Here is a 14,286-nt window from a genome sequence, read left to right as displayed (position 1 = left end):
GGTAGGGCCGAACGGCGCGGGCAAGACGACGCTGCTCGGGCTGCTGCTCGGCCTGGCGGTCGCCGACGAGGGGCGCCTCGAGATCCTGGGCACGCCGGTCGGACGCGCGCTGGCGGCCCCGGACGGCGTCGCAGGCTTCGTCGACGGACCCGGGCTCTACCCCACCCTCACCGCCCGGCAGAACCTGGCCGCACTGGCGGCGCTGCGCCGCCGCGACGCGCGCACGGCCGGGGCTGCGGCCGGCGAGGTGGCCGACGCGCTGGACCAGGTGGGGCTCACCGACGTGGCCGACGACAAGGTCCGCGGCTTCTCCCTCGGCATGCGCCAGCGGCTCGGCCTGGCCGCCGCGCTGCTGGCCAAGCCGCGGCTGCTGGTGCTCGACGAGCCCTCCAACGGACTGGACCCCGCCGGCAAGAAGCACGTGCGCGGCGTACTCGGCCGCCTCGCCGCGGACGGCACCACGGTGATCCTCTCCAGCCATCGGATGGACGACCTCGAGGCGCTGTGCTCCGAGGTCACCATCCTGGCGACCGGACGCGTGGTCTTCTCCGGGCCGCTGAGCAAGCTTTCCGCCGAGAACAGCGAGCTCGACTACCGGCTGCGCACCTCGGACCCGCAGGCCGCCCGCACGGTGGCGCTGGAGACCTCCGGCATACGCATCGTCGAGGGCTCCGACGCCGTCAACCGCCACGACAGCGAGGTGCTGGTGGTGCGCGCGCAGGTGCCCGCCCTCGACGAACTGGTGGCGCGGCTCGTGCGCGCGGACGTCGCAGTGCGCGAACTCGCACCGGTCGTCTCGCCGCTCGAAGCCGCATTCCTCGCCCTCACGGAGCAGGAAGACGCAGCGCAAGAGGAAACGGCGCAGGAGGAAGCAGAACACGAAGAAGCAGAGCACGAAGAAGCAGCGCACGAAGAAGCAGCGCAGGCAGAGGAGGCCGGCCGATGACCGCGACGATCGCCGAAGCACCCGCCGTCGGCGCCCGGCCTCCGGCGGCGAGCCCGGTGCCGGTCTCGCGCGCGTACCGCTTCGAACTTGTCAAGCAGTTCTCCCCATGGCGAGTAAGGCTCCTGATCCTGGCCTGCTGGCTCGGCCCGGGGATCGCGGTCTTCGGGATCAACCAGCAGAGCAATCTGCCCTCTGACACCCTGTTCGGCCGCTGGATGCACACCACCGGCTGGGCCGGGCCGCTGGTGACCCTCGGCTTCTCCGGAACCTGGGCGCTGCCGCTGCTCACCTCGCTGGTGGCCGGCGACGTGTTCGCCTCCGAGGACCGGCTCGGCACCTGGCGGCACCTGCTGGTCGCGGTCCGCTCGCATCGCCGCATCTTCGCGGCGAAGGCGCTGGCCAGCCTTACCGTGATCCTGTTGCTGGTGGCCGGCCTCGTCGCGTCCGGCATCGTCGGCGGGCTGCTCGCGGTCGGTAACAAACCCCTGATCGGCCTCGACGGGCACAGCCTCGCCCCCGGCGACGCCGCCGGCAAGGTGCTGCTCGCCTGGGCCTGCGCGCTGGCCCCGACGCTGGCGCTGGCGGCCATCGGGCTGCTCGGATCCGTCGCGCTCGGCCGCTCGCCGATGGGCCTGCTGCTGCCGGTGACCGTCGCGTTCGCGATGCAGCTGGCGCAGATGCTGCCGCTGCCGGTGGCCGTGCGCCTGGCGCTGCCCGGTTACGCCTTCATCTCCTGGAACGGCCTGTTCGCGCAGCCGCAGCAACTCAGCCCCCTGCTGATCGGCGTCGCGGTCAGCCTGGCGTGGGCCGTCGCCGCGACCGCGCTGGCGTACCTGCTGTTCCTGCGCCGGGACTTCACGAACCTCACCAACGACGGCACCGGGCGCAGGGCCCTGACCGTCGGCGCGCTGCCGCTGGCCGGCCTGCTCGCGGCCACGATCGGCGTCCTGGCCGTCTCGACCGGGGCCACCGGCTCCGGCATCGATCAGGACAAGGTGCAGCGGTCGGTCGCCACCGCGTTCGGCCACCTCTACCGGCTACAGGAGCAGCAGCTGCACCGTCCGCCGGTCACCGAGGCGCAGCTGCAGACCACGGCCTCGTGCACCAAGAGCGAGGGGCTGGCCGCGCAAGAAGGGCCGGGCAACGACTGGCGCTGCACGGTCACCTGGCACATCCCCGGCGTCGCGATCACTGGTCAGGCCATCTACCAGCTCGACGTCACCGCGAACGGGCGGTACATCGCCGACGGCGATGGGCCGAAGGAAGTGAACGGCTACTTCCTGGTTCAGACCCCTGACGGGACCGAGCCGAACCCGCTGTGGCAGTTCGACGGCAACGTTGATCTGCTTCCTTCTCACTAAAGGAATGACTCAATGCAGGTAACGCGCCGTAGACGGCCTGTCGGGAAGTCTCAGGGTGTTCCCGACGGCCGGCGTGGCCGACGAAGCTTCACCAAGGTCGGCGTGGCCTCGGTCGCGCTCGTTTTCACCGGTGCCACCGTCGGCTCCGCGTCGACCACGCAGCTCGGCACCCAGCATGTCGGCGAGCTGACCGGCAAGGGCGAGGTCATCGCGAGCGACCAGTACATCAAGCCGATCGGCACCCGCCTGGTGGTCAACCAGGGCAAGATCATGGGCGCGTCGGTCAGCCCGGACGGCACGCACGTGGCCGCCACGGTGGCCGACGGCGGGGTCGCCCTCGTCATCATCGACCTGCGCAGCTACCAGGTCCAGCAGGTCGTCGGCAAGAACGCCGCGGCGAACCTGCAGATCAGCGGGAACGACGTCGGCCAGACCTCGCCGACCTACTCCCCCGACGGCAAGTCGCTGTGGATCGGCCGGACCGACGGCTACACCAAGTTCACGGTGAACGCCGACGGCACCCTGGCCAACCCGGTCGACGTCGCGATCCCGGCTAACGGCGCCGAGCACGCGCTGTCGGCCAAGGCGGTGTTCTCGGCCGACGGCTCGACCGTCTACGCGGCGGTCAACGGCCAGAATCGGGTCGTCGCCATCGACGCCGCGACCGGCGCGATCACGCAGAGCTGGAACACCGGCATCGCCCCGCGCGGCATCGTCCTGGTCGGCGGCAAGCTGTACGTGAGCAACGAGGGCGGCCGCACCGCCGTCGCCGGCGACACGACCATCAACTCGTACGGCACCGACGTGCCGGCGAACCCGCAGACCGGTTCCTCCACCACCGGCACGGTCAGCGTCATCGACACGGCGAACCCGGCGGCGGCCGTCGGCAGCATCGGCGTCGGCCTGCACCCGACCGCGGTGTACGCGGCCGGCAACACCGTGTTCGTGGCCAACACCAACAGCAACACCGTCTCGGTGATCGACGCCACCAAGGACAAGGTGGTCCAGACGATCTCGACCCAGCCGTGGCCGGAGGCCTCGGTCGGTTACGAGCCCGACGCGATATCCCTGACCTCCGACGGCCGCCTGCTGGTGACCCTCGGCCGGGCCAACGCGGTGGCGGTGTACCGCTTCACCTCGGCGCACCAGCCGGTCAGCTACGTCGGCCTGCTGCCGACCGACTACTTCCCGGCCGAGGTCGCCACGGTCGGCAACCAGATCGTGGTGGCCAACACCCGCGGCGTCGACGCGCTGCGCCCGACCGTCGCGGCCGGCCACAACACCCACGACACCACCAGCAGCCTGACGCGCTTCACGCTGCCCAGCGACCAGGCGATCCGCGGCTACACGGGCAAGGTCTTCCAGTACAACGGCTGGACGCCCGGCTCCGTGCAGTACGCCAAGAACCCGAACAAGAAGGCCGTGCCGGTGCCGGCCCGGATCGGCGACCCCTCAACGATCAAGCACGTCTTCCTGATCGTCAAGGAGAACCGCACCTACGACCAGGTCTACGGCGACATGCCGCAGGGCAACGGTGACCCGACGCTGACCCAGTTCGGCCAGGCCGTCACTCCGAACCAGCACGCCCTGGCGGCGCAGTTCGGCCTCTACGACAACTTCTACGACGTCGGCACCAACTCCGCCGAGGGCCACAACTGGCTGATGCAGGCGGACGACCCGGAGTACACCGAGTCCTCCGCCGGCGAGTACCTGCGCAGCTACGACACGGAGAACGACGTCCTGGGCCACCAGGAGTCCGGCTTCATCTGGACCGGGGCGCAGGCCGCGGGCCAGAGCGTCAAGGACTACGGCGAGTTCCAGTCGATCGAGAACAAGCCGGCCGGGGCGAGCTGGCAGAACTACTACTGCGACACGCAGACCATGGCCGCCACCGGCGCCCCGAGCGCCTACCCGATCCAGGTCGGCTCGGCGATCCCGTCGCTGAACGCGGTGTCCGTCCAGGGCTTCCCGCTGTTCGACCTCTCGGTGCCGGACATCTACAAGGCCCAGGTCTGGAAGCAGGACTTCGAGAAGAGCGGCCCGGCCAACCTCAACATGTTCTGGCTCTCCGACGACCACACCGGCGGCCCGCCCAGCCCGGCCGCCGAAGTCGCCGACAACGACCTCGCGGTCGGCCAGATCGTCGACACGATCTCGCACAGCAAGTACTGGAAGGACTCGGCGATCTTCGTCGTCGAGGACGACTCGCAGGCCGGCCTCGACCACGTGGACGGCCACCGCGCCCCGGTCCAGGTCATCAGCCCCTGGGCCAACCACGGAGTCGTGGACGACCACTACTACTCGCAGATCGAGATGATGCGCACCATCGAGCAGATTCTCGGCATCCACCCGATGAACCAGCTCGACTCCGCGGCCACCCCGATGACCGACGCGTTCACCTCGAAGCCGAACTACGCGCCGTTCACCGCGGTACCGAACCAGACCTCGCTGACGCTCGGTCTCTCGCAGCAGCCGTCCTGCGGCGCCAACGTGCCGGCCGGCCAGTCCTCCGCGTCCGTCGCCAGGGCGAACGCGATGGCCACGACCGTTCCGAGCGCCGAGCAGTCGGTGGCGGCCCAGTGGAAGGCGTGGGCTTCGCACCAGCGCCTGGTCGGTCCGAGCGCCATTCCGGACTACGCCAACCCGGAGCAGATGAACCGCTACGTCTACTACCAGACCACCGGCTGGGCCAAGCCGTACCCGGGGGACAAGAAGATCTACGCCCCCAACGAGGTCCCCGGCGCGTTCATCCCGTCCGCGGACTCAGACAACTGATATCCGATCGACGGGACAGGCTCCGGTGATCACCTGATCGCCGGAACCTGATACCGCTTCACCGAGACGCTCGGCCGGACCACCCGGCCGAGCGTTTCCCTTTTCACGGGCTTTCACCGCTGCTGAGAGCGAGAACGCCGCGCTAGTTGAAGGTGATCGGGCCGCTGATGTCGCGGGCTTGCACGACGTTCCCGTGGATCCGTGCCTCGCCGCTGACGGTGTTGGTCACCTGACCCGCCTGCTCGAGGGTCTCGGCCATCCAGGCCCGAAGCGCTTCGGCGATCGCCGGATCGAGCTGTGCCTGCGCGACGAGGTGCTCGGCGGTTCGGGCCGCGGCGGCGTGGTCGCCCGTCGCGGCCTGTTCCAGCGCGTTCTGCGCGGGATGGGACCGCTTGAAAGCGCGGCGTGCGAGCGCGAGCAGGCCGCTCCACGCGCCCTTGCCGGCTTCGCCGGCCGCGGCTCGCACGACCAGCGCGGTAAGCGCATCGACCGAAAGCGGATCCATCAGTGGACCGTCCTCCCCAACCTGACAACCCGTCAGCTCAATCACCTACAGCGTAAGCCAGATCCCGCACGATCGGCTGAGCTTGCGCGATCGGCGAACGGCCGGTGGTGCATGGCGAACGGCGGGATCCGGCCGGCACATGGCGGGCAGTGACCAAGGTCCCGCCGAGACCGGGAATCAGGACCCTGTAGGCGACGCGGGCCCGCTGGCTACGGTCGTGGAATACCGCCGCAGTCCACAGGGAGCCGGCAGATGAAGATCCTGTGCCTGGTCAAGTCAGTGCCCGCGTCCACCGTCGAGGCCGGCTTCTCCGACGATCTCACCCTCGACCGCGCCAGCGCCGAGGGACAGCTCTCCGAACTGGACGAGTACGCCGTCGAGCAGGCCGTCCGGCTCGCCGAGGCCGGGCTGGCGCAGCAGGTCACCCATGTGACCATGGGGCCCTCCTCGGCCGCCGCCGGCCTGCACAAGGCCCTGGCCATCGGCGGCGACGACGCCGTCCACATCCTCGACGACGCGCTGCACGGATCCGACGCCCGGACCACCGCGCGGGTGCTCGCCGCGGCGCTGGAACGCTGCGGCTTCGATCTCGTGCTGTGCGGCATGGGCTCGACCGACGCCGAGATGTCGGTGGTCCCCTCGATGATCGCCGAACTGCTCGGGCTGCCCGAGCTGGCGTTCGTCTCCGAGCTGAGCCTCGACGCGGGCACCGTGCGCGCCACCCGGCGCACCGACCGCGCGATCGAGCGGGTCGAGGCCGCGCTGCCGGCCCTGGTCTCGGTCACCGACCAGATCGGCGAGGCCCGCTACCCGACCTTCCGCAACATCGTCGCCGCCCGCAAGAAGCCGGTGCAGGTCTGGACGCTGGCGGACCTGGGCCTCGACCCGGCGCTCGCCGGGCTGGCCGGCGCGGCCACCGCGGTGCGCGGGATCAGCGCCCGGCCGCCCCGCGCGGCGGGCACGGTCATCACCGACTCGGACGCCGCCGCCGCGGCGCTGGCCGACTTCCTGGCCGATCGCAAGCTCCTTCCGCACCCCTAGCTCTGAGGACCCGCCATGCCGTGCTGCCTGGTATTCGCCGAACGCGTCGGGAACGACGACGTCGCGACGTCAACCCTCGAACTGCTCACGTTGGCCCGGCGGCTTGGCGAGCCGATCGCGGTGGTCGGCGGCGATCCGAGCGAGAAGGTGATCGACCGGCTGAGCGCGTATGGGGCGGCAGCCGTCTACGCATACGCCGACGCCGACGCGGCGGACGACCCTGGGGCGCAGGCGCGCCTGCTCGCCGAGGTCGCCCGGCGGGAGGGACCGTGCGCGGTGCTCATCGCCACCGGTCCCGAGGGCAAGCGGCTCGCCGGCCGGCTGGCGGTGCAGCTGGACTGCGGGATCATCACCGACGCGGTGGACATCGAGCCCGGGCCGGTCGCGGTCCAGTCGGTGGGCGCCGGCGCGTGGCGGGTCCGCAGCGAGGGACTCGGCAGCACGGTCGTGATCACCGTACGCCCGAACTCTACGAGCCCTGAGATCGCCGCGGCGACGCCGCGCGTTGAGCGGATCGAAGTGGCGGCGAAAGAACAGGACCGGGCGGTGCGCGTCGTCTCGCGCACCGCGCTGGACGGCGGCAAGCGCCCCGCGCTCACCGAGGCCTCGATCGTGGTCTCCGGCGGACGCGGCGTCGGCTCGGCGGAGGGCTTCGGCCTCATCGAACAGCTCGCCGACGCCCTCGGCGGGGCGGTCGGCGCCTCCCGCGGTGCGACCGACGAGCACTGGTACCCGCGCGAGTACCAGGTCGGGCAGACCGGCAAGACCGTCTCCCCGCAGCTCTACCTGGCCGCCGGGATCTCCGGTGCGATCCAGCACCGCGCGGGCATGCAGAGCTCCCGCACGGTCGTCGCGATCGACACCGACCCCAAGGCGCCGATCTTCCAGGCGGCCGACTTCGGCGTGGTGGGCGACCTGTTCTCGGTGATCCCCGCGCTGCTCGAAGAGATCGGGAAGCGGTCGTGAACGCGGGGGCGGGCACCGCGGGACTGGACGCCGCCTCGCTGGGCCTGATGCTCGAGGCACTCGACGACTTCACCGAGAACGCGCTGCCGTGGGAGCGGCGGCTCGAACTCGACCACGAAGACGTCTGCCCCGAGCAGACCGTGCGCGCGATGTGCGGCGAGGACCTGGGCGTGCAGCTGGCCTTCTTCCCGGAGGAGTACGGCGGGATGGGCGGCGGCGCGTTCGACTCGTACCGCATCTGCGAACGGCTGGCCAGGATCGACATCGGACTGGCGACGTCCGTGTTCGCGACGTTCCTCGGCTGCGACCCGATCCTGTTCGGCGGCACGCCGGAGCAGAAGAAGCTCTGGCTGTCGCGCATCTGCGCCGACGGCGCCCTCTTCGCCTACGGCGCGACCGAGCCCGAGGCCGGAAGCGACCTCGGCGCGCTGCTGACGACCGCGACCCCGGTCGCCGGCGGCGGCGCGTACCGGATCCACGGGCGCAAGCAGTGGATCAGCAACGGCACGATCGCGGACGTGTACACCGTGCTGGCGCTCGCGCCCGGCGGGCCGTCCTGGTTCGTGGTCGAGAAGGGCGCGCCGGGATTCTCCAGCGCGCCGCCCGAGGACAAGCACGGCATCCGGCTCTCCAACACCGCGGCGCTGTTCCTTGACGACGTCGTGGTGCCGGCCGAGAACCTGGTCGGGCTTCAGGAGGGGCGCGGGCTGGTCCAGGCACAGCTGGTGTTCGGGTACACCCGCGTGATGGTCGCCGCCTTCGGCCTGGGCGGCGGCTGGTCGGCGCTGGACCGCGCGATCGAGTACTCGACGAACAGGGTCCAGGGCGGGGCCGCCCTCTCCGAGAAGCAGGGCTACACGCACAAGCTGATCGTCCCGCACGCGGTGCGGCTCGAAGCGGCCCGTGCGTTCCTGGAGGAGACCGCGGCCGCACTGGACTCCGGGGCCGGCGGCCTCAACACCGAGGGCGCGATCGCCAAGTACCTGGCGACCGAGGCGGGCGACGCGGCGGCCGACGCCGCGATCCAGGCGCACGGCGGCTACGGCTATACGCGCCCTTACATGGTCGAGAAGATCAAGCGGGACGTGCGGATCACCCGCATCTACGAAGGCACCTCCGAGATCATGGAGATGACCATCGCCCGCGACCGGTGGCAGAACCACCTCAAGACCGGGGGCGCCTACTACCGCGACGCCGCGGCCGCGATGCGGGCGTCCGGGCCGCAGCAGGGTGCGCACACCGCGGCCCTGGCCCTCGACGCTCTCGCCGCCGTGCTCGACGCCTGCCGCGTCGGGCGCCTCACCCGCAGCCAGCACGTGCTGCTGCGCCTCGGCGAGCTGATCGCCTATGCCGAAGGCTCGGCCGCGATGGCCCGCCGGGCCGCGGCCGCCGGGGCGGGCACGCTCGGCGCCAAGGCGGACCGGCGCTTCACCCCCGACGCCCTGTCCGCGATCAGCCGGATCTTCGCGCGCGAGGCGGCCATGAAGGTCGCCGAGGAGGGCGCGCGCCTGGTCGCCGGCGCTCAGGAACAGGGCTCTGATCTCACGGCGCGGCTCCCGCTAGACGAGGTGCGGGTCGCCCAGGCCGGACTGCTCGCGGACATGGACCTCGTCGCCGACGCGCTCTACGGGCGCACACAGGGCTGAGGGCAGGACGATGGACGTTTACACCCGCGAACCGATCGCGGTCGTCGGCATGAGCGCGATCATGCCCGACGCCGCCGACCTTGCGGCCTTCTGGGCCAACCTGACCGCCGGCCGCTACTCGATCGGCGACGTGCCGGCCGGCCGCTGGGATCCGGAGCTGTTCTACGACCCGGATCCGGCGGTACCGGACAAGACCTATTCGCGCATCGGTGGCTGGGTGCGGCAGTTCGTGTGGGATCCGCTGGGCTGGCGCCTGCCGGTCCCGCCCGCGGTCGGCGAGCAGCTTGACGACGGCCAGAAGTGGGCCGTCGCCGGGGCGCGCGCGGCGCTGCTCGACGCGGGCTGGCCGTCGTGGACGGTCGATCCCGAGCGCGTCGCCGTGATCCTGGGCAACGCGATCGGCGGGGAGAAGCACTACGACACGAACACCCGGCTGTCCTTTCCCCAGTTCGCCCGCTCGCTCTCCACCGCGCCTTCTTTCGCAGCCCTCGATGTCGCGGTGCGCACGGCGGTGATCGAGGAGACCCGGCGCGACTTCCTGGCCGGGTTCCGGCCGGTGACCGAGGACACCATGCCCGGCGAGCTGTCCAATGTGCTGGCCGGTCGGGTGGCGAGCCTGTTCAACCTGCGCGGCCCGAACTTCACCACGGACGCGGCCTGCGCCTCCGCCCTGGCCGGGGTGGCCTCGGCGGTACGCGGGCTGCAGGCCGGCGACTACGACGCGGCGGTCACCGGCGGCGTGGACCGCAACATGGGCGCGAGCGCGTTCATCAAGTTCTGCAAGATCGGGGCGCTGTCGGCGACCGGGACCCGGCCGTTCGACGCCGGCGCGGACGGCTTCGTGATGGGCGAGGGCGCCGCGCTGTTCGTGCTCAAGCGCCTCGCGGACGCGGAGCGCGACGGCGACCGAATCTACGCACTGATCACCGGAATCGCCGGTTCCAGCGACGGCAAGGGCAAGGGGATCACCGCGCCGAACCCGGTCGGCCAGCGCCTGGCTGTGGAACGGGCATGGCGTGACGCCGGACGCGACCCGCGCTGCGCCACGTACGTCGAGGCGCACGGAACCTCCACGGCGGTCGGCGACGCGGTGGAGCTCGGCGTGCTCGACGAGGTCTTCCTGAAGGCGGGAGCCGCGCCGGGCTCGATCGCGCTCGGTTCGGTGAAGTCGAACATCGGACACCTGAAGGCCGCCGCGGGCGCGGCGGGCCTGGCCAAGACCGCGCTCAGCCTGCACCACCGGACGCTCGCGCCGAGCCTGCACTTCGACCGGCCGAATCCGGGCGTGGACTGGGCGGCGACGCCGTTCCGGGTGAACACCACGCTGCGTGAGTGGCCCGACCCGACCGGCGGGATTCCTCGCCTCGCCGGCGTGAGCGCGTTCGGGTTCGGCGGCACGAACTTCCATGTGGTGCTGGAGGAGTACGTGCCCGGACAGCACCGGCCGCAGGGAGCTGCGCGCTCGTTCGCAGCCGCCGTGCCGACCATCTCGACGGCCACGACCGCCGTCGCCTCGTCGGCAACTGTCACCGCGCCGACCAGCCCGCCGGCATCCACGCCCACACCGACGGCACCGTCCTCGACGGCTCCCGCTCGTACGGCGCCCATCGCCGCTCCCCCCGCACGCATCACGCCCCCGCCGGCCAATATCGCGATGGTCGCCGGGCGCGACGACGCCGAGGTCGTCAAGGGCCTGAAGGCGCTGCGCGCGCCCGCTCCCCCCGACGCCGCCAAGGCCGCCGCTCCGGTACGGGTCGCGATCGCCTACACCGGCAAGGAGGACCTGGCCGCGAAGGCCGCCAAGGCGATTCAGGCCTTCACCGCGCCCGCGATGTGGCGCGCGCTGCGGTCGCAGGGCGTCTTCCTCGGCCGCGGCGCGCCGGGAAAGGTCGCGTTCCTGTACACCGGGCAGGGCTCGCAGTACGTCAACATGCTGGCTCAGCTGCGCGAGAGCGAGCCGATCGTCGCGGACACCTTCGCCGAGGCCGACACGATCATGACGCCGCTGCTCGGCCGCCCGCTCAGCTCGTTCGTCTACGGCGCCGACACCGAGGCGCTGGAACTGCGGCTGCTGCAGACCGAGATCACCCAGCCCGCCGTGCTCACCGCCGACCTCGCACTCACCCGGCTGCTGGCCTCGTACGGGTTCACCCCCGACATGGTGATGGGCCACAGCCTCGGCGAGTACGGCGCGCTCGCCGCCGCCGGATCGCTGACCTTCGCGGCGGCGCTCGAGGCGGTCAGCGCGCGCGGACACGAGATGGCGTCGCTGGAGCTCGAGGACAACGGGGCGATGGCCGCCGTGTTCGGCCCGCTCGAGGAGATCGAGCTGATCGTCTCGCGGGACCCCGGGTACGTCGTCATCGCCAACATCAACAGCACCAAGCAGGCCGTCATCGGCGGCGGCACCATGGACGTCACGCGGGCGATCGCCGCGTTCCGGGCGGCCGGCATGACCGCGACCCGGATCCCGGTCAGCCACGCCTTCCACACGCGGATCGTCGCCCCGGCGAGCGAGCCGCTCAAGGCCGCGTTGCGGCGGTTGAACATCGCGCCGCCGCAGCTGCCGATCGTCTCGAACGTGACCGGCCGCTTCTACCCGGCGGACGCCGGCGTGGAGACGATGCTCGACCTGCTCGGCCGTCAGGTCGCCTCCCCGGTGCAGTTCATCGCCGGGCTGCGCACCCTCTACGAGGCCGGGGCGCGGGTCTTCGTCGAGGTCGGCCCGAAGAAGGCGCTGCAGGGCTTCGCCGACGACGTGCTCGGCTCGGCGCATGAGGATGTGATCGCGTTGTACACCAACCACCCCAAGACCGGCGACCAGACCTCGTTCACGAACGCGCTGGCCGGTCTCTACGCCGCCGGGCTGTATGCGAGCTCTGCTGAACCGCGGGCGGACACGGCGCCGAAGCCCGCGGAGCTTTCCGCGCCGCGGCGCAGTGCCGCGACGGCGCAGGCCGCGCACCTTTCCACCACGGCGTACACCGAACTGGGCAAGGTGTTCGCCGGAGCGATCGAACAGGGCCTGAGGCTCTTCAACGGCGAGACCCCGCACGCTTCCGTCTCCGGCGCGGCCGCCTCACCCGCCGAGCTGTCCGCGGCGAGCGAACCGGTCGCCGTGACCGGCGCCGCGCTGGGCCTGCCCGGCGTCGAGCGGGTCTTCGACGACGCGAACGTGGCGCGGATCCTGGCCGGGCAGCAGTTCATCGGCAGTGTGCCGCAGGCGGTGCGCAGCGCGATGGTGGACCGGCACATCACCCGGCTGGTCAAGCGCGCCACCGGCGACCCGACCTTCGAGAGCATCGACGACGAGGCCGAGGTCATCAAGCTGGCCGGGCGCAACGCCCCGCTGGACGTGGTCGCCGAGTTCGGCGTCGACGCCGAGCGCGACGCGGCACTCGACGAATCCACCCGGCTGGCCGTCGGCGCGGGCTTCGACGCGCTGCGTGACGCCGGCATTCCGCTGGTCATGCACTACCGGACCACCACGCTCGGCACCCGGCTGCCGGACCGCTGGGGCCTGCCGGAGTCAATGCGCGACGACACCGGAGTCGTGTTCGCCTCCGCGTTCCCGGCCTATGACGCGTTCGCCGCAGACCTCGAGCACTATTTCACCGACCGCGGCCGCCGCGAACAGCTGGCCGCGCTGCTGACGGTGCGCGACCGCATCGCCGAGACGGACCCGGCGCGTAAGGAGGCTGACGTGCAGATCGCGCGGCTGCGCGAGCTGCTGGCAGCCGAGCCGTACCGGTTCAATCGCAGGTTCCTGTTCCGCGCCCTGTCCATGGGCCACTCGCAGTTCGCTGAGATCATCGGCGCGCGCGGGCCCAACACCCAGGTCAACGCGGCCTGCGCGAGCACCACGATGGCGCTCGCGGTGGCCGAGGACTGGATCCGCACCGGACGCTGCCGCCGCGTGATCATCGTCTCCGCGGACGACGCCACCAGCGACGCGCTGCTGCCGTGGATCGGCTCGGGCTTCCTCGCCTCCGGGGCTGCGGCCACCGACGCGTCCGTGCAGGACGCGGCGCTGCCCTTCGACCGGCGCCGGCACGGCATGATCATCGGAGCCGGGGCCGCCGCGCTGGTGGTCGAGTCCGCCGAGGCCGCCCGCGAGCGCGGCGTGCAGCCGATCTGCGAAGTGCTCTCCACGGTCGTCGCGAACAGCGCGTTCCACGGCACCCGCCTCGACGTCGAGCACATCTCGCAGGTCATGGACCGGCTGCTGCGCCAGGCCGAGAGCCGGGGCGTGCAGCGCGACCAGATCGCGGCGCACACGGTGTTCGTGTCGCACGAGACTTACACCCCCGCCCGCGGCGGCAGCGCCGCCGCGGAGATCAATGCGCTGCGACGCGCCTTCGGGCCGCGGGCCGACGAGGTCGTGATCACCAACACCAAGGGCTTCACCGGGCACGCGATGGGCGCCGGCATCGAGGACGTCGTCGCGGTCAAGGCCCTGGAGACCGGCATCGTCCCGCCGGTGCCCAACTTCAAGGAGCGCGACCCCGAGCTCGGGGACCTCAAGCTGTCCCTCGGCGGCGCCTACCCCGTGCGCTACGCGCTGCGGCTGGCCGCCGGATTCGGCTCGCAGATCGCGATGTCGCTCATGCGCTGGACGCCCATGCCGGACGGCCGCCGCCGCGCGCCGACCGAGCTCGGTTACGCCTACCGGATCGCGGACGCGCAGGCCTGGCGCGGGTGGCTCAGCTCCGTCAGCGGCCGAGCCGAAGCCCGCTTGGAAGTGGTGACCCGGCGCCTGCGCGTCGCCGAGGACGTCACCGTGGGCACGACCGCGCCCGTGACCGTGCCCGAACCCGACCTGGTGATGGCCGGATCGCGGATCGAACCGGCCGCGCCAGAACCGGTTTCGCAGCAGGGTGACACAGGTTCCGACACAGGCACGGGCACCGACGAGGTGGCCGCGGCGGTCGTCGAGATCGTCTCGCAGACCACCGGCTACCCGCCGGAACTGCTCGAACCCGACCTCGACCTCGAAGCCGACCTCGGCGTCGACACCGTCAAACAAGCCGAAGTCTTCGCCGCCGT

General features: G+C 71.6%; 8 protein-coding genes. 7 read left to right on the top strand and 1 reads right to left on the bottom strand.

Features of this window, described 5'->3' with window-relative positions; genetic code table 11:
* The 3 genes from VFB40_RS02960 to VFB40_RS02950 form a co-directional block, all read left to right on the top strand.
* Positions 1 to 946, top strand: a 946-nt coding sequence (locus tag VFB40_RS02960) for an ATP-binding cassette domain-containing protein (protein ID WP_324847697.1), incomplete at its 5' end; no start/stop codon positions are given.
* Positions 943 to 2,307: an ABC transporter permease gene (locus VFB40_RS02955; RefSeq protein WP_324847696.1), complete on the top strand. Its 1,365-nt coding sequence runs from the start codon at positions 943 to 945 to the stop codon at positions 2,305 to 2,307. The genes VFB40_RS02960 and VFB40_RS02955, both read left to right, overlap by 4 nt.
* Before the next feature lie 12 nt (positions 2,308 to 2,319).
* Positions 2,320 to 5,082: a bifunctional YncE family protein/alkaline phosphatase family protein gene (locus tag VFB40_RS02950; RefSeq protein ID WP_349261321.1), complete on the top strand. Its 2,763-nt coding sequence runs from the start codon at positions 2,320 to 2,322 to the stop codon at positions 5,080 to 5,082.
* A 142-nt stretch (positions 5,083 to 5,224) separates the two neighbouring features.
* Here the strand turns inward: VFB40_RS02950 and VFB40_RS02945 are convergent, their stop codons facing one another.
* On the bottom strand, positions 5,225 to 5,587 hold the full coding sequence (locus VFB40_RS02945; RefSeq protein WP_324847694.1) for a hypothetical protein: 363 nt from the start codon (positions 5,585 to 5,587) through the stop codon (positions 5,225 to 5,227).
* 252 nt (positions 5,588 to 5,839) lie between these two features.
* Between VFB40_RS02945 and VFB40_RS02940 the strand changes: the two genes are divergently transcribed.
* The 4 genes from VFB40_RS02940 to VFB40_RS02925 all read left to right on the top strand — a co-directional run.
* Entirely contained in the window at positions 5,840 to 6,628 is a 789-nt protein-coding gene (locus tag VFB40_RS02940; RefSeq protein WP_324847693.1) for an electron transfer flavoprotein subunit beta/FixA family protein, read from the top strand.
* Positions 6,629 to 6,643: 15 nt separating this feature from the next.
* Positions 6,644 to 7,594 carry an electron transfer flavoprotein subunit alpha/FixB family protein gene (locus VFB40_RS02935; RefSeq protein ID WP_324847692.1) on the top strand — a complete coding sequence of 317 codons (951 nt, stop codon included), beginning with the start codon at positions 6,644 to 6,646 and terminating at the stop codon, positions 7,592 to 7,594.
* Positions 7,591 to 9,240, top strand: coding sequence for an acyl-CoA dehydrogenase family protein (locus VFB40_RS02930; RefSeq protein WP_324847691.1), 1,650 nt, complete (start codon positions 7,591 to 7,593; stop codon positions 9,238 to 9,240). Before VFB40_RS02935 ends, VFB40_RS02930 begins: the two co-directional genes overlap by 4 nt.
* A 10-nt stretch (positions 9,241 to 9,250) precedes the next feature.
* A partial coding sequence (locus VFB40_RS02925; RefSeq protein ID WP_324847690.1) for a type I polyketide synthase occupies positions 9,251 to 14,286 on the top strand: 5,036 nt, incomplete at its 3' end.

The organism is Actinocrinis sp. (assembly GCF_035650855.1).
In the GTDB taxonomy this organism is placed as follows: Bacteria; Actinomycetota; Actinomycetes; order Streptomycetales; family Catenulisporaceae; genus Actinocrinis.
This window is presented reverse-complemented; position numbering and strand designations above follow the sequence as displayed.

Coding starts and splice junctions, on each gene's coding strand:
- VFB40_RS02950 (WP_349261321.1), top strand. CDS start 2,320: ATGCAGGTAACGCGCCGTAGACGGCCTGTCGGGAAGTCTCAGGGTGTT.
- VFB40_RS02940 (WP_324847693.1), top strand. CDS start 5,840: ATGAAGATCCTGTGCCTGGTCAAGTCAGTGCCCGCGTCCACCGTCGAG.
- VFB40_RS02945 (WP_324847694.1), bottom strand. CDS start 5,587: ATGGATCCGCTTTCGGTCGATGCGCTTACCGCGCTGGTCGTGCGAGCC.
- VFB40_RS02955 (WP_324847696.1), top strand. CDS start 943: ATGACCGCGACGATCGCCGAAGCACCCGCCGTCGGCGCCCGGCCTCCG.
- VFB40_RS02935 (WP_324847692.1), top strand. CDS start 6,644: ATGCCGTGCTGCCTGGTATTCGCCGAACGCGTCGGGAACGACGACGTC.